The 15667-nt window shown below is 73.1% G+C and carries 15 protein-coding genes; 5 read left to right on the top strand and 10 right to left on the bottom strand.

The genetic code is table 11. The features are described from left to right. The first annotated feature begins 81 nt into the window (after positions 1-81). Entirely contained in the window at positions 82-1182 is a 1101-nt protein-coding gene (locus ACZ7JA_RS29930) for a CAP domain-containing protein (protein WP_470811477.1), read from the top strand. Here ACZ7JA_RS29930 and ACZ7JA_RS29925 read toward each other — a convergent pair. Next, a complete protein-coding gene (locus ACZ7JA_RS29925; RefSeq protein WP_351664347.1) occupies positions 1176-1565 on the bottom strand; it encodes a DUF7144 family membrane protein in 390 nt (129 codons plus the stop codon). The genes ACZ7JA_RS29930 and ACZ7JA_RS29925 overlap by 7 nt on opposite strands. 157 nt (positions 1566-1722) lie before the next feature. Here ACZ7JA_RS29925 and ACZ7JA_RS29920 point away from each other — a divergent pair, with 157 nt between their 5' ends. After that, on the top strand, positions 1723-2025 hold the full coding sequence (locus ACZ7JA_RS29920; RefSeq protein WP_470811475.1) for a muconolactone Delta-isomerase family protein: 303 nt from the start codon (positions 1723-1725) through the stop codon (positions 2023-2025). Between the two features lie 33 nt (positions 2026-2058). Here the strand turns inward: ACZ7JA_RS29920 and ACZ7JA_RS29915 are convergent, their stop codons facing one another. Beyond that, complete coding sequence (locus ACZ7JA_RS29915) at positions 2059-2643, bottom strand: flavodoxin family protein (RefSeq protein ID WP_351664351.1); 585 nt, start codon at positions 2641-2643, stop codon at positions 2059-2061. Positions 2644-2758: 115 nt separating this feature from the next. Here ACZ7JA_RS29915 and ACZ7JA_RS29910 point away from each other — a divergent pair, with 115 nt between their 5' ends. Next, a complete protein-coding gene (locus ACZ7JA_RS29910) occupies positions 2759-3157 on the top strand; it encodes a winged helix-turn-helix transcriptional regulator (protein WP_351664353.1) in 399 nt (132 codons plus the stop codon). Positions 3158-3387: 230 nt separating this feature from the next. On the opposite strand, the gene mutM is transcribed toward ACZ7JA_RS29910, so the two are convergent. The 8 genes from mutM to recG all read right to left on the bottom strand — a co-directional run bounded on the left by mutM (position 3388) and on the right by recG (position 10681). Further along, positions 3388-4245, bottom strand: coding sequence for a bifunctional DNA-formamidopyrimidine glycosylase/DNA-(apurinic or apyrimidinic site) lyase (gene mutM / locus ACZ7JA_RS29905; protein ID WP_470811473.1), 858 nt, complete (start codon positions 4243-4245; stop codon positions 3388-3390). 81 nt (positions 4246-4326) lie between these two features. Further along, the gene (gene rnc, locus ACZ7JA_RS29900; protein WP_389450865.1) at positions 4327-5118 is read right to left on the bottom strand and encodes a ribonuclease III; all 792 of its coding nucleotides are present in this window, start codon (positions 5116-5118) and stop codon (positions 4327-4329) included. Positions 5119-5126: 8 nt separating this feature from the next. Continuing rightward, positions 5127-5300 carry a 50S ribosomal protein L32 gene (gene rpmF / locus ACZ7JA_RS29895; RefSeq protein ID WP_007493396.1) on the bottom strand — a complete coding sequence of 58 codons (174 nt, stop codon included), beginning with the start codon at positions 5298-5300 and terminating at the stop codon, positions 5127-5129. A 2-nt stretch (positions 5301-5302) separates the two neighbouring features. Then, positions 5303-5947, bottom strand: coding sequence for a YceD family protein (locus ACZ7JA_RS29890; RefSeq protein WP_351664359.1), 645 nt, complete (start codon positions 5945-5947; stop codon positions 5303-5305). Positions 5948-6093: 146 nt separating this feature from the next. Further along, positions 6094-7206 (bottom strand): ATP synthase F0 subunit B, encoded by a 1113-nt coding sequence (locus tag ACZ7JA_RS29885; protein ID WP_351664361.1) that lies wholly within the window; start codon positions 7204-7206, stop codon positions 6094-6096. Positions 7207-7263: 57 nt separating this feature from the next. Then, positions 7264-7743 carry a pantetheine-phosphate adenylyltransferase gene (coaD, locus tag ACZ7JA_RS29880; RefSeq protein WP_470811572.1) on the bottom strand — a complete coding sequence of 160 codons (480 nt, stop codon included), beginning with the start codon at positions 7741-7743 and terminating at the stop codon, positions 7264-7266. Between the two features lie 26 nt (positions 7744-7769). Further along, positions 7770-8357, bottom strand: coding sequence for a 16S rRNA (guanine(966)-N(2))-methyltransferase RsmD (gene rsmD, locus ACZ7JA_RS29875; protein WP_470811469.1), 588 nt, complete (start codon positions 8355-8357; stop codon positions 7770-7772). A 107-nt stretch (positions 8358-8464) separates the two neighbouring features. Next, positions 8465-10681 carry an ATP-dependent DNA helicase RecG gene (gene recG / locus ACZ7JA_RS29870; RefSeq protein WP_351664365.1) on the bottom strand — a complete coding sequence of 739 codons (2217 nt, stop codon included), beginning with the start codon at positions 10679-10681 and terminating at the stop codon, positions 8465-8467. Positions 10682-10883: 202 nt separating this feature from the next. Between recG and ACZ7JA_RS29865 the strand changes: the two genes are divergently transcribed. Together ACZ7JA_RS29865 and ACZ7JA_RS29860 are read left to right on the top strand one after the other, a co-directional pair. After that, on the top strand, positions 10884-12710 hold the full coding sequence (locus ACZ7JA_RS29865; protein WP_470811467.1) for an HSP90 family protein: 1827 nt from the start codon (positions 10884-10886) through the stop codon (positions 12708-12710). Next, positions 12710-15658: a tetratricopeptide repeat protein gene (locus ACZ7JA_RS29860; protein WP_470811465.1), complete on the top strand. Its 2949-nt coding sequence runs from the start codon at positions 12710-12712 to the stop codon at positions 15656-15658. The genes ACZ7JA_RS29865 and ACZ7JA_RS29860 overlap by 1 nt, the downstream gene beginning before the upstream one ends. The last annotated feature ends 9 nt before the right edge of the window (positions 15659-15667 follow it).

The raw sequence follows: 15667 nt of genomic DNA, 5'->3' as shown, positions 1-15667 counted from the left end.
CGAGTGAGTGGAGTTGGCCATTCGGAGTCGCCCACCAGGTGAGCGCCGGGACGGCCGCGAGACGAGGAAGAGGGCAAGGGCATGGGACGCCACCGACGCTCCGCCGCCGGCCGCGCCGCCACCGGCCGGGCCACAGGGGTCACACAGACGCACCACTCGGCCACGGGCGGCGAGAACCCGCAGGAGCCGTACGCGGGCGACCGCGAGCCCATGGGCATCGCGCCGTATCTGCACCCCGAGGCGTACGCCGAGACCACCGCCCGGAGCACCGCCTACCTGTACTCGGTGGACGACGAGCCCGCGCGGGTGGCCGGCGACGGCGGCTTCGCCCCGGCCGACGGCCCGTCCCACGGCCGCCGGCGCAAGAAGAGGGCGGCCACCCCGGTACGCACCGGACTGCTCGGCGTCTCCGCCGCCGTGGCCCTCGGCACCGTGGCGGTGGCCACCGGTGTCGTGCCCGGACTGGAGAACTACCAGCTCGGCGGCGGCACGAACACCACCGGCGGCGACCGGGTGCAGGCGGCGGACTCCCCCAGCAACACCGCGTCCGAGCAGGGCGGAAACTCGGGCAGCGCGGACCGCCCGGGCGGCGGCGGTTCCGCCGCGAGCCGCGACAGCGGGCGGGCGGCCTCGTCCGCTCCCTCCGGCGCCGCCTCCAGGTCGGCCTCGGCCTCCCCCACCCCGACCAGGACGCCGTCGAAGAAGCCCTCGCCGACGGCGAAGGCCCCCGAGCGGAAGAGCATCCCGTCGCGCCCGGCGACGACGCCCCCGAAGGCGACCTCCGCGCCGGTGACGGTGTCGACGCAGGCCGCCGTCGAGGCGGAGGTGCTCAAGCTGGTGAACGAGGAGCGGGCCAAGGTCGGGTGCAGCGCCCTGTCGGCGAACTCCTCGCTGACCGCGCTGGCCGAGGCGTTCAGCGACGACATGGCCGCGCGAGGCTTCTTCGACCACACCGACCCCGACGGGGCCACCCCCTGGGACCGGGCCGCGAAGGCGGGCATAACCGACCTCGGCGGCGAGAACATAGCCCGCGGCCAGGCGGACGCGGCAGCGGTGATGGAAGCCTGGATGAACAGCCCCGGCCACCGCGCCAACATACTGAACTGCGACTTCAAGACCCTCGGAGTCGGCGTGCACACGGGCCCGGGCGGCCCCTGGTGGACGCAGGACTTCGGCTACTGAGCCCTCCGCTCGATGTGGATCCTCGTCAGCGCGAACAGGATCAGGAGGTCGAGCGTCATCACGGGGATGGCCCACAGCGGGTAGTACGGAACGAACATGAACTGGGTGATCAGGCTGACCGCGGCCACCGCTCCACCGGCCCCGCGCCCCCAGCTCCGGTCCGACAGGACTCCCAGGCCGGCGATCACGAGTACCACTCCGATCACCAGGTGGATCCAGCCCCAGGCGGTCACGTTGAACCGATAGGCGTACTGGGAGGCGGCGAACAGGGTGTCATGCGCGATCCCGGCCGCGCCCATCAGGATGCTCAGGGGCCCGCTGAGGAGCATCAGGATCCCGGCGAAGCGGGAGGCCTCGTCGTTGATCTCATCGCCGCCGGACACCCCGTGTCCTCGCCGCGTTCCGTCAGGCACCGTTGTCATGGCAGCAGCCTTCCTGTACGGCCCGATCGCGTTCCCGGCTTTCATGATGGATCTTCCCGGGACGCCCCGCCTCCCGGGCGGCCCTGCGCACCGGCACGGCCGGTCGTAGCCTGATCGCATGCGCGAGTTCCTGGTGGAGATCGTCACCGACATCCCAGAGGGCACCGACCCCGCCGAGGTCGACCGGCGCCGAGCCGCCGAAGCGGTCCGGGCGAATGAGCTGGCGGCGACCGGCAACCTGGTCCGGCTCTGGCGCCCGGTCGGCGAGCTGCGGAGCATCGGCCTGTGGCGGGCCGCCGACGATGCGGAGCTGCACGAGAAGGTGCTCGGCACGCTGCCGCTCAGGTCGTGGATGACCCTGACCGTCACCGCGGTCGAACCCCATCCGAACGACCCGGGCAGGCCCGACGTCACGGCGTGATCGCGCGGGCCTGCCCCACCGCTTCCCGCTCGCTCAGGCCGCCGCGCGGCCGCGGACCAGGACGCGGGCGGTCTCGGTGACCCGGCGGCCCAGGTGCTCCGCCGTGGCGATGTCCGCCTTGTGCACGGCGTCCGGGCCCTCGTCCACGTTGGTCTGGGCGGCGGCGCCCGCGAAGACGCCGAGGCGGTTGAGGTCGTGCTCGGAGCCCTCGCTGTTGTTCCAGCCCGGGTGCAGGCCGAGGTTGACCCAGTGCATGCCGTGCTGCCCGGCGAGGATCTGGAAGAACTGCAGCGTGTGCAGCTTGTCGCCGCTCTTGGAACCGGAGTTGGTGAAGCCGGCCGCCAGCTTGTCCTTCCAGTCCTGGCCGAACCAGCGCTTGGAGGACGCCTCGGCGAAGACGTGGAAGGCGCCGGAGGCGGTGCCCATGTAGGTGGGCGAGCCGAAGACGATCGCGTCGGAGCGGTCCAGCGTCTCCCACTGCTCGTCGGTGATCTCGTCGACCTTGATCAGGTGGACCTCCGCGCCCGCCTCGACGGCACCGGCGCGGACGGCCTCGGCGAGCACGGCGGTGTGGCCGTAGCCGGAGTGGTAGGCGATGGAGACAACGGGCGTGGTCATGGGAACTCCTCGGAGGTTCACGAAGGGGCTGCTCACTGAAGATGACGAAAGGAAAGCACTAACTTCTGGTTAGTGCAACCTGGTGGTGAGCGCTGCGTTCGCGTACGCTTGTGGTATGAGCACAGACCAGCAGCCCGCCATCGGGGACGACCTCGCGTTCAACGTGTTCGCCAAGGCGTGCCCCTCGCGCGGCACCCTCGAGCACGTCACGGGCCGCTGGGGCGGACTGACCCTCGGCGCGCTCCACGAGGGCTCGCTGCGCTTCAACGAGCTGCGCCGCCGGGTCGACGGCGTGAGCGAGAAGATGCTGTCCCAGACGCTGCACGCGCTGGAGCGCGACGGTCTGGTGCACCGCGAGGCCCAGCCGACCAACCCGCCCCGCGTGGACTACGAACTGACCCCGCTCGGCCACCGCGTCGCGGAGCGGCTGCTCGCCCTCATCCACTGCGTGGAGGGTTCGATGGACGACGTGCTCGCGTCCCGCGCGGCCTACGACGCCCGGCAGCCGTCCTAGGTCGTGTCCGCAAAGTCGCGTCGTTCGCCCGCAGGGCGGGCGTCGCGGCGTCCGGTGCGTGCTCTGGGGGTCCCCCCGGCCGAAGGCTGGGGGAGTGCCGGCCGGATGCCCTCGTACTGGGTGTACTCGGGCTTTCGGCCGGTGCGGCGAGAGTGCGTGCCGGGCGTCGTGACGCAGACGCGACTTCGCGGACACGGCCTAGGCCTCCGCTCGGCTACCGGGCGCGTCGGCTACTGGGCGCGCGGCGCCCGCTGGCACTTCGGGCAGAAGTAGCTGGACCGGTTCATCCACGGGCGGCGGCGCATGGACGTGCCGCACCGCTTGCACGGCAGGCCCTCGCGGCCGTAGGCGTCAAGGGACCGGTCGAAGTAGCCCGACTCGCCGTTGACGTTGACGTAGAGGCTGTCGAAGCTGGTGCCGCCGACGGCGAGGGCCGCGTTCATCACGTCCCGTACGTGGCCGAGGAGTTCGGCGGTGCGCGGCCGGGTGAGGCCGGCCGTGGGCCGTTCGTAGTGGAGGCGGGAGCGCCACAGGGCCTCGTCCGCGTAGATGTTGCCGACCCCGCTGATCAGCGACTGGTCCAGCAGGGCCCGCTTGATGGTGGTGCGCTTGCGGCGCAGGGCCAGGTGGAAGGCCTCGTCGTCGAACAGCGGGTCGAGGGGGTCGCGGGCGATGTGCGCGATGACGTCGGGCAGCCCGTCGGGGGTGTTGTCGTGCAGCGAGAGCCCACCGAAGGTGCGCTGGTCGACGAAGCGCAGCTCGGTGCCGAGGGAGTCGGCGAACCGGACCCGGACGCGCAGGTGCTTCTCGTCCGCCGTCTCGTGCGGCTGCACCAGGAGCTGGCCGCTCATGCCGAGGTGGGCGAGGACGGACTGGTTCGTCTCCTCCAGCGGCAGCCACAGGTACTTGCCGCGCCGGCTGGGCGTGCCGATGTGGTGGCCCTTGAGCCGGTGCGCGAAGTCGTCGGCGCCGGCGACGTGCCGGCGCACGGCACGCGGGTGCAGTACCTCGACCTCGGCGACCGTGCGGTGGGCGACCCACCGCTCCAGGCCGCGCCGGACGACCTCGACCTCGGGCAACTCGGGCATCGTGACCCCCGTACGAACCGTGGGATGAAGGCGAGCGCCCACCCCGGCGTGAACGGCGGGGCGGGCGCTCGGTGTTGCTCGTCAGGCGGGCGCGGACGACGTGTCGTCGTCCTGGACGGCCTCCGCGGCCGCCTTGGCGCGCTCGTCCGCGGCGGACCGGATGGCCCGCCAGGCGGACTCGGCGGCCTGCTGCTCCGCCTCCTTCTTGCTGCGGCCGGTGCCGGTGCCGTACGAGACGCCTCCGACGCGGGCGGCAGCAGTGAAGGTCTTCTCGTGATCCGGGCCGGTCTCCGTGACCAGGTACTCGGGGACGCCGAGCCCTTCGGTCGCGGTCAGCTCCTGGAGACTGGTCTTCCAGTCCAGGCCGGCGCCGAGATTCGAGGACTTCTCGATCAGCGGGTCGAACAGGCGGTGCACCAGTTCGGAGGCCGCGTCGAGGCCCTGGTCGAGATAGACCGCGCCGATCACCGCTTCAAGGGTGTCGGCGAGGATGGACGCCTTGTCCCGGCCGCCCGTGCCCTCTTCACCCCGGCCGAGCCGGATGAAGGCGCCCAGGTCGAGGCCGCGGCCCACCTCCGCCAGCGCACGCGAGTTGACCACCGCGGCCCGCAGCTTGGCCAGTTGGCCTTCGGGCAGGTCGGGGTGGGTTCGGTACAGCGTGTCCGTGACGACGAGGCCGAGCACGGAGTCCCCGAGGAACTCCAGCCGCTCGTTCGTCGGCAGACCGCCGTTCTCGTACGCGTAGGAACGGTGGGTCAGCGCACGCACCAGAAGGGCGGACTCGAGCTGATAGCCGAGCCGCCCTTCCAGAAGCGTGTGGGACGAGGCCTGGTTTTCCGTCGCCTTCTTGGGACTGGACACAGTGCCTCTCACCAGCCCGCTCAGACTTCGAGGACCTGGCGCTTGTTGTAGGTGCCGCAAGACGGGCACGCGATGTGCTGCAGCTTGGGCTCGTGGCAGCGCTCGCACGCAACCAGGGTGGGGACCGCAGCCTTCCACTGCGACCGGCGGTGGCGCGTGTTGCTGCGCGACATCTTCCGCTTCGGAACAGCCACGGCTACTTCTCCTGCTTCTCGTCGACGCCCGGTTCGGCGCCGCTCATCTCGTCCTTCTCGCCGTCCTGCATGGTGCCGGCGAGTCCCTGCAATGCCGCCCAACGAATGTCGACGGCGTCGTGGTGGTGGTCCGGGTCGTCCGCGAGCCGCGCTCCGCACTCGGAGCACAGGCCCGGACAGTCTTCCTGGCACACCGGCTGCATCGGCAGTGCGAGCACCACCGCATCGCGCAGCAGAGGTTCGAGGTCGAAGAGTCCGTCCTCGAGGTAGAACCTGTCCTCGTCGTCCTCGGCGTCGTCGCCCGGTTCCGCGATCACGCGGCCCCGGTCGTCGGCGTCAGGGTACGAGAACAGCTCCTGGAAGTCCGCTTCGAGCTCAAGCCCGACCGGCTCCAGACACCTTACGCACTCCCCCTCGGCCTGTGCACGGGCGGTGCCTGTGACGAGCACCCCTTCCATGACCGACTCGAGCCGGAGTTCGAGCTCCACCGGGGCGCCTTCCGGCACTCCGATGACTCCCTGCAGACCGAGGTCCCTGGGGGCGTCGATCGTGCGGGTCAGGCGCTGCAGCGCGCCAGGACGCCGACCCAGCTCGTGCGTGTCGAACACGAGGGGGTTGCGGTGGTCCAGCCGTGCGTTGGAAGCCATTCCTGCTTTCGATCTTCGAACTCGGAGGGCCGCCGCCCGACGGTGTTCCGGGCAGCGGAGATCGCGGACGTACACGCGACCGAAGAGCCAGGATACTGGACCTTTCGCTCAGGGCCCAATCCGGTGGTGGCTCAGGGGGCCCGGGCCTACAGGCCGCGCCCCTGTTCGTACGCCCGCAGCTGCTCCGCGCTGATCATGCCGGTGTCGAAGAGGCTGGTCTCGTCGAGGGCGTAGCCCTGCTGGTCCTGCGCCTGCTGGGACTGGTGCGGCTGCTGGGACTGGTGGACCTGCTGCGGGTCGTACGGCGCCTGCTGCGGGTCGTAGGCGGCCTGCTGGGGGTCGTAGCCGCCCTGGTAGGCGTAGGGGTCGGCCTGCTGATAGCCGTACTGGTCCTGCTGCGCGTAGTCGGGCTGCTGCGGGAAGGACCCGTAGGCGTCGGGCTGCTGCTGATAGCCGTAGGCCGGCTGCGGCTCGTACGACGGCTGCGGGGGCTGGGCGGGCTGCTGCGGCCGTGCCGGGGCGGGGCGCTCGGCCGGGGTGTCGGCGAGGGCCGCGAGGTCGGCGAGGTAGTCGGCGTCGCTGGAGTGCTGGAAGGTCGTGGTGTCGTCGGCGAGGGCGCCGAGGTCGTCCGTGGCGATCCGGCCGTGCAGCTTCTGCCGGCCGCGGCCGACCGCCTCCAGGGTCTTGGCGAGGACCGCCTCGAAGGCGCCGAGCTTGACGTCGACGTACGCGTCGGCGTTGTGGCGCAGGGTCTCGGGGTCCTGGCTGCGCTCGGGCGCGTCCTCGTCCTCGTAGCCGTTCTCGTCCAGGCCGGGGCCGGTGCCGAGCAGCTTCTCCCGGCCACGGCCGACCGAGCCGAGGGTCTTGGTGAGGACGACCTCGAAGTTGGCGAGCTTGGAGTCGACGTAGTCGTCGGCCTCGGCGCGGATCTCCTCGGCCTCCGTGCGGGCCTCGGTGAGGATCCGGTCGGCCTCGGCCTGGGAGCGGCGGACGATCTCGGTGTCGGAGATCAGCGAGCCGCGCTCGGCGTGGGCGTTCTCGATGATCCGCCCGGCCTCGGCGCGGGCCTGCTCGACCATCTGCTCACGGTCGCCGATCAGCTCCTGCGCCTGTGCGAGGGAGCCGGGCAGCGCCTGGCGCACCTCTTCGAGCAGCGCGAGCAGCTCGGCGCGGTTGACCACGCACGAGGCAGACATCGGCATGGACCGGGCGCCGGAGACCGTGGAGACGATCTCGTCGAGCTTCTTCTGGACGTCCACCTGTGCTCGCCACTCTCTACTGCTGTGTTGGAGACGGACGGGACGACTGTAGTCCCATCAGCCCTTGTGCAGACGTCCGTTCAGGGCCTCGAAAACCGCGGGCGGCACCAGGTGGGAGACGTCGCCGCCCCAGGCCGCGACCTCCTTGACCAGTGAGGAGGAGAGGAAGCTGTAGGTGGGGTTGGTGGGCACGAACAGCGTTTCGACACCGGTGAGGCCGTTGTTCATCTGGGCCATCTGCAGCTCGTAGTCGAAGTCGCTGACCGCGCGCAGGCCCTTGACGATGGCGGGGATGTCGCGCTGCTTGCAGAAGTCGACGAGGAGGCCGTGGAAGGCCTCGACCCGGACGTTTCCGTACTCGGCGGTGACCTCGCGGATCAGCTCGATCCGCTCCTCGATCTCGAACAGGCCCTTCTTGGACTGATTGATCATCACCGCCACGTAGACCTCGTCGTACAGACGCGAGGCGCGGGCAATGATGTCGAGGTGTCCGTTGGTGATCGGGTCGAACGACCCGGGACAGACGGCGCGGCGCACTAGTGATCCCTCGCTCTCCGGTCCGGTCATCGTGCGTCTTCGCACGTAGAGGCGGCGCGACCGTACCAAAACGTTCCCTCGCCGTAACGACGGGACCGGATCGCCTCGAAGCCGTCCGGCCAGTGGAACGGGCCGCCTCTGGTGCTGCGCTCCACGGTGACGAGGGCTTCCTCGGCGAGCCAGCCCTCCGTGCGGAGTGTGAGCAGAATCTCCCGAAGATCGTCGTCCGTGACGGCGTACGGGGGGTCCAGGAAGGCCAGTTCGTAGGGGGCGGCCGGCGGTGCCGTTCTGATCATCTGTTCCGCCTTGCCCGCTCTCACCTCGGCGCCGGGCAGGCCCAGGCTGCGCACGTTGTCCCGGACGGTCCTCGCCGCGCGGGCGTCCGCCTCGACCAGGAGGGCGTGGCCCGCGCCCCGGGAGAGGGCCTCCAGGCCCACGGCGCCGGATCCGGCGTAGAGGTCGAGGACCCGTTCGCCGTCGAGGGGGCCGCCGAGCAGGGACTGCCAGGTGGAGAAGAGACCCTCGCGGGCGCGGTCGGAGGTGGGGCGGGTTCCGGTGCCGGGTGGTACTGACAGGCGCCGTCCGCCGGCCCGGCCGGCGATCACGCGGGTCATGTGGGGTCCTTCTCCGTGGGCGGTGGTACGCCTCATTGTCGCCGGTCGCGCCCGCGCGGCGGTAGCCGCATACGCTGTACGGCCGGGCGCCCCCTCGTCGGCCCTGGTCAGCCCTTCTCCAGGTACTGCTCCCGCTCCGCGTCCAGCAGGGCGTCCAGAGCGGTCCGCAGTCCCGGAAGGCCCTCCAGCTCGGGGTCGGCCGCCACCACCGCCGCCGCCTCCTGTCTGGCCTCGGCGATGAGTTCCTCGTCCTCGATGACCGCGAGGACGCGCAGACTGGTGCGGGCGCCGGACTGGGCCTGCCCGAGGACGTCGCCCTCGCGGCGCTGCTCCAGGTCGATGCGGGAGAGCTCGAAGCCGTCGAGGGTGGAGGCGACGGCGTTCAGCCGCTGGCGGGCGGCGCTCGCTTCGGGCATCTCGCTGACCAGGAGGCAGAGGCCGGGGGCCGAGCCGCGGCCCACCCGGCCGCGGAGCTGGTGGAGCTGGGAGACGCCGAAGCGGTCCGCGTCCATGATCACCATGGCGGTGGCGTTGGGCACGTTGACGCCGACCTCGATGACCGTGGTGGCGACCAGGACGTCCGCCTCGCCGGCCGCGAAGCGGCGCATGACGGCGTCCTTGTCGTCCGGGTGCATCCTGCCGTGCAGCACCTCGACCCGCAGTCCTCGCAGCGGGCCGCGGGCGAGCTGGTCGGCCACCTCGAGCACCGCGAGCGGCGGGCGCTTCTCGGCCTCGTCCTCGGCGGACTTCCTGGCGCCCTTCCCGGACTCGTCCTCCTCGTCGCCGATCCGCGGGCAGACCACGTAGGCCTGGTGGCCGTTCTCCACCTCCTCGCGCACCCGCTCCCAGGCGCGGGCGAGGAAGTGCGGCTTGTCGGCGGCGGGGACGACATGGCTGGCGATCGGCGAACGGCCGGCCGGGAGCTGGTCGAGGACGGAGGTCTCCAGGTCGCCGAAGACGGTCATGGCGACCGTGCGCGGGATGGGGGTCGCCGTCATGACCAGCAGGTGCGGGGGCTGCTTGCCCTTGCCGCGCAGGGCGTCGCGCTGCTCGACGCCGAAGCGGTGCTGCTCGTCCACGACCACCAGGCCGAGGTCGTGGAACTGGACCTTGTCCTCGATCAGGGCGTGGGTGCCGATGACCAGGCCGGCCTCGCCGGTGACCAGGTCCAGCAGGGCCTGGCGGCGGGCGGCCGCGCCCATCGAGCCGGTGAGCAGCACGACCTTGGTGGCGTGCTCGGCGCCGCCCAGCATCCCGCCCTCGGCCAGCTCGCCCATCATCTCGGTGACCGAGCGGTGGTGCTGCTGGGCGAGGACCTCGGTGGGCGCGAGCATCGCGGCCTGGCCGCCCGCGTCGACCACGGCGAGCATGGCGCGCAGCGCGACGAGCGTCTTGCCGGAGCCGACCTCGCCCTGGAGGAGGCGGTGCATCGGGTGCTCGGTGGCGAGGTCGTCGAAGATCTCCTCGGAGACCTTGCGCTGGCCCTCGGTGAGGGTGAAGGGCAGCCGGTCGTCGAACGCCGTGAGGAGGCCGTCGGGCCGGGGTCTGCGGGCCACCGCCGGGAGCTGGGCGTCGGCGTGCCGGCGGCGGGCGAGGGCGACCTGGAGGACGAAGGCCTCGTCCCACTTCAGGCGGGCCCGGGCGTCGGCGATGTCGGCCTGGGTGTGCGGGCGGTGGATCTTGAGCAGGGCCTCGGGGAGGGTGACCAGGCCGCGCCCCTGCTGGAGGGAGGGCGGCAGCGGGTCGACGGCCTCCTGGGCGGTGGGCAGCACCGTCTGGACCGCCTTGCCGATCTTCCAGGACTCCAGTTTGGCGGTCGCCGGATAGATCGGGATCAGGGCGCCGGCCCAGGTCTCGACGGTCTCCTCGCTGTCGCCGCGCAGCAGTTCGTAGGCCGGGTGGGCGAGCTGGAGGCGGCGGTTGAAGACGGACACCTTGCCGGCGAACATCGCGCGGGTGCCCGGAAGCAGCTCCTTGTGGGGCTTGTGCACGCCGTTGCCGAAGAAGACCAGCGTGAGCCTGCCGCTGCCGTCGGTGATCGTGACCTCGAGGCGCTGCCCCTTGCCGCGCGGGGCCCTGGACGAGGCGAAGGTGTGCAGGCGGGCGTCGGCGACCTGGGCGACCACCGTGACGTGCTCGTCCATCGGGAGCTCGGCGAGGGGGGTGAGCCGGCCGCGCTCCTCGTATCTGCGCGGGTAGTGGTGCAGGAGGTCGCCGACGGTGGCCAGGCCGAGGTGCTCGGCCATCACCTTCGCGGTGGCGGGGCCGAGCACTGACTTCAGTGACTGCTTCAGTGGTTCTTCCAGTGCGGGCACGAGATCCATTGCACACCACCGCACTGACAAAGCCGTAGCGAACGCCCGGCGGCATCGGGTCCGCGCCTCGTAAGGATTCGGGAAACCGCTGGTCAGGCGGCTCGTTCCGGCCCTAGGATGGCGCGCTCCGGCCATCCCCCGCGGTCACCGCCCCACCCGGGACCGCCCGACCCCGCGCCGAACGCACGCTCCCCCCGCCGGCGCCGCGACGATGGACTCCCAGATCCCACAGTCACCCCAGGCATCCCCGTCACCCCACACGTTCCAGGTCGACCTGCGCGGTCTGGTGGACCTGCTCTCCCATCACCTGTACTCCAGCCCCAGGGTCTATCTGCGCGAGCTGCTGCAGAACGCCGTGGACGCCATCACGGCCCGGCGGTCCGGGGATCCCGGCGCCCCGGCGCGGGTGCGGCTGCACGCGGCGGACGGGACGCTGCGGGTGGAGGACACCGGCGTCGGGCTCACCGAGTCGGACGTGCACGGCCTGCTGGCGACCATCGGCCGCAGCTCCAAGCGGGCGGACGGCGTGCAGGAGGCCCGGGCCGACTTCCTCGGGCAGTTCGGCATCGGTCTGCTGGCCTGTTTCGTGGTCGCCGAGCGGATCCGGGTGGTCAGCCGAAGCGCCCGTACGCCCGGGGCGCCGCCGGTGGAGTGGACGGCGTGCGACGACGGTTCGTACACCGTGCGCACGCTGCCGGACGCGGAGCGGCCCGAACCGGGCACCACCGTGCACCTGGTGGCGCGGGCCGGTGCGAAGGAGTGGCTGTCGCCCGAGCGGGTCCTGGACCTGGCCCGGGACTTCGGCTCGCTGCTGCCGTACGACGTCCGGGTGGGCGAGGAGGCGGTCACCGACCTGCCGGCGCCCTGGGACCGGCCCCACCCGTCGCCGACCGCCCGGCGGGTGGCGCTGGCCCGGCACTGCCAGGAGCTGTTCGGGTTCACGCCGCTGGACTCGATCGGCCTGGACGTACCGGTCGCCGGGATCCGCGGGGTGGCGTACGTGCTGCCGTCGGCGGTCAGCCCGGCGCAGCGGGCCACGCACCGGGTGCACCTGAAGGGCATGCTGCTCACCGAGCGGGCCGAACAGCTCCTGCCGGACTGGGCGTTCTTCGTGCGCTGCGTGCTGGACACCGACAGCCTGCGGCCCACGGCCTCGCGCGAGGCGCTGTACGAGGACGAGACGCTGGCGGCCGTGCGGGAGGCGCTGGGCGAGCGGATCAGGTCCTGGCTGACCGGGCTGGCGGCCGGCGATCCGGAGCGGCTGGGCGCTTTCCTCGCCGTGCACCATCTGGGGGTGAAGTCCCTGGCCCGGCACGACGGGGAGATGCTGCGCACGATGCTGCCGTGGCTGCCGTTCGAGACCACCGACGGCCGGATCTCCCTGGAGGAGTTCGCGCAGCGGCACCCGGTCGTGCACTTCACGCGGACGGTCGAGGAGTACCGGCAGGTCGCTCCGATCGCCTCCGCGCAGGGCGTCGGGGTGGTCAACGGCGGTTACACGTACGACAGCGAGCTGGTGGAGGCGCTGCCCTCGGTGCGGCCGGGCACGGTGGTCGCCGAGCTGGACGCGGACACGGTGACCGCGCACCTGGACGCGGTGGACCCGGCGGAGGAACTGGCCCTGTCCGGCTTCCTGGCGGCGGCGCGCGCGAAGCTCGGCCCGCTGGGCTGCGACGTCGTACTGCGCGCGTTCCACCCGCTGTCGGTGCCCGCGCTGCACCTGGACGACCGGGCCGCCCGGCACGAACAGGCCCGGGCCGAGGCCGAGGAGCGGGCCGACGACCTGTGGGCGGGCATCCTGGGCTCGCTGCGCGGCGGCGCACCGCGCGCGCGGCTGGTGCTCAACCACCTCAACCCGCTGGTCCGGCGGATCGCCGCGGTCCGGGACCCGGAGCTGATCGGCACCGCCACCGAGTCGCTGTACGGGCAGGCGCTGCTGATGGCGCAGCGCCCGCTCAGGCCGGCGGACTCGGCGCTGCTGAACCGGGCGTTCATCGGCCTGCTGGAGTGGGCCACACACGGGGAGAACGGTGACTGATGGACGGGATCGCGGACTTCGACGCGCTGCGCCGGGCGATGGCGGAGAACGCGGAGCGGCCGGAGGGGCCGGCCCGCAACGCGCGCGCGGAGGAGCTGCTCGCGCAGGCCGAGCGGCTGAACATCCCGCTCGCCGTGATCGAGGCGCTCGGGCACCAGCTGAAGGTCTACAACTACAGCTCCGAGAAGGACAGGATGTTCGTCCCGTTCGCGCGGCTGCTGCGCCTGTGGGACGAACGGCCGGGGGACTTCGACGAGTACGAGACGCACTCGCTGCACTGGGTCTTCAAGTGGATGTCGGCGGGCATGCTGGACCAGCCGCACGTGCCGCTGGCCGCGGTCGAGAAGTGGCTCGGCGAGATGGAGCACCGCTACCGGCTCGCCGGGCACTCCGAACGGGCCGTGCGGGCCTCCGAGTTCGGCGTGGCCTCGCACATCGGCGACCTGCCCCGGGCGCGGCGGGCGTACGCCGCCTGGCTGGCCGCGGACCGGGACGCGATGGCCGACTGCCACGCCTGCGAGCTGCACGTGCAGGGCGCCTGGCAGGTCGAGTGCGGCGAGGACGCCGAGGCGCTGCGGCTGTGGCGGCCGGTGCTGGAGGGCGAGTACGGCTGCGCCCACGAGCCGCACACCGTGCTGGCCTCCTCGCTGGCGCCGCTGCTGCGCCTCGGTAGGACCGACCAGGCCCGCGCCCACCACCTGCGCGGTTTCCGCCTGGTGCGTCCCATGGAGAGCATGCGCGGCGCCTACGCCGACCATGTCGAGTTCTGCGCGCTGACCGGCAACGAGGCGCGCGGTCTCGAGCTGCTGGCCGAGCGGCCGGCGTACTTCACGGACACCGGGCATCCGCGCAGCCGGCTGGACTTCCTGGCCGTGGTGGCCCTGCTGATGGACCGGCTGACCGTGCTCGGTCTCGGCGGGCGGCCGGTGCCGGGGCCGGCCGGGCGGGCCTGGACCGCCGGGGAACTGGCCGCCCACGCGCGCGCGGAGGCGGTGGAGCTGGCCGCGCGGTTCGACGCGCGCAACGGCACGACGTACGTCGGCGACCGCGTCCGCGCGCGGATGGCCCAGGAGCCGTCGGCGGAGCGGCTGCCGCTGGGGGTGCGCACGGCGCGCGCCCACCCCGCCCCGGTGGTCGCGCCGCCCGCGCCGGAGGCGCCCGAACCAGCCACGGCCTCCGGCGAGTCCGGCCTGGCCGCGCTGCTGGCCGAGGCGCGCCGGCTGTCCCAGACGCTGCGACCGCACGCGCTGGAGGCGTGGGCGGCGGTCGCGCGGGCGGCCGAGGGAGCCGAGCTGGAGCCGCGCGCCCGGGCGGAGATCGCGGACCACCAGGCGATGGAGCGCGGCCCCGAGGGCCTGCCTCTGTTCGAGCGGGCCGCCGCGCTGTACGCGGAGGCTGGCGATCCCGGCGAGGCACTGGCGGCACGCGCGCGCGGTGCGTACGTGCGGGCGCTGGCGGGCGAGGTGGACGCCGCGGTGCCGGCGGTCGCCGCGCTCCGCGACGAGGTGCTCGCGCTGTACGCCGCGGAGGGCACCGGGGTGCGGCAGACGGCGGCGGTGCTGATGAGCCGGGCGCGGGTCCTCGTGCGGCGGCTGCGGGAGTACGGCGACGGCGGCGGCGTGGGCGGTGATCCGCGGGAGGCGCTCGCCGAGGCCGGGCGGGCCGTGCGGGAGGTGCTCGCGCTCGTCGGGGGACACGCGGACGGCGACGTACGGCTGGCCGCCCGGTCCGCCGAGGCGCGCGGGATGCTCGCCGGGCTGGCCGCGCTCGCCGGGGACGCGGAGCGGGCCGCCGAGGGCAACCGGCGGGCCGCCGCCGAGTACGTGGCGGCCGGTCTGCCCTGGTTCGCGGTGGAGCACGAGGTCGAGGCGGCCGGGCTGGCCCACGGGCTGGGCGACCCGGCCGGGACCGAGCGGGCGCTGCGGTCGGCGCTGGAGCACGGCGGCCCGTACCTGGAGCCGGCCGGGCGGGCCCAGCTCCATCTCCAGCTCGCCGAGGTGATCGGCGGCCGGGGCGGGACCGGGGAGGCCGCGGAGCACGCGCTGGAGGCCGCGCACTGGGCCGACGAGGCGGGCGAGAGCGGCACCCTGGGCGCGTGGGCACGCCACCAGCTCGGCGGGCTCCTGCTGCGCGACGGGCGGTACGCGGAGGCCGCCGAGGTGCTGGAGTCGGTGCTGCCGGACCTGACCGCCGAGACGCACGGCGAAGAGGCCGTCGTACAGGCGCGGTGGTGGCTCGGGGACTGCCTGAGCGAGCTGGGCGAGCACCGTGCGGCGGCCGAACGGCGTCTGGGGGCGGCCGAGATCGCCCGGCACTGGCCCGAGCAGCAGGACCACGCCACGCTCGCCCATCTCGCCGCCGAGTCGCTGGGCGACGCGGGGCTGCTCACGGACGCGGACCGTGCCTACGCGCGCGCCGGCGAGCTGTGGCGCGGGCTCGGCAACCCGTACTTCCTAGTGCGTTCGCTGCGCGCCCGCGCCTGGCTGGCCTCGCGCGGCGAGGGGCCCGCGGACCCGGCGCGGGAGCTGATGGCGGAGGCGGTGCGCGAGTGCGAGCACGCCCTGGCGGCGGCGGAGCCGGCGGCCCGGGACGAGCTCACCGCGGAACTGGCGAACACACACCGCCAGTTCGGTGATCTGCTGGCCCGGTCGGCCGCGGGCGACGGGGACGGGGACCGGGACTTCGAGGAGGCCTTCGAGGCGGCGCTGGAGCAGGTGGACCGAGCGGCCGGGCTGTTCGGCACGCTCGGCGCCGAGGGGCTGCACGACCGCACCGGCGCCGAACTGGCCGCGGGCCGGCTGGAGGCCGACCTCGGCCGTCCGGCTCGGGCGGCGGCACGCGCGCGCGGGGTTCTCGCGGCGTACGAGGGCGCCGGGGCCCCAGACGACACGGCCCGCTCCCGCCGCGCCGAGGCCGAGGCGCTGCTCGGCGCCCTGCCGGACCACTGAGCGGGCGGC

The sequence above is a fragment of the Streptomyces sp. NPDC038135 genome (assembly GCF_055601245.1).
This window is presented reverse-complemented; position numbering and strand designations above follow the sequence as displayed.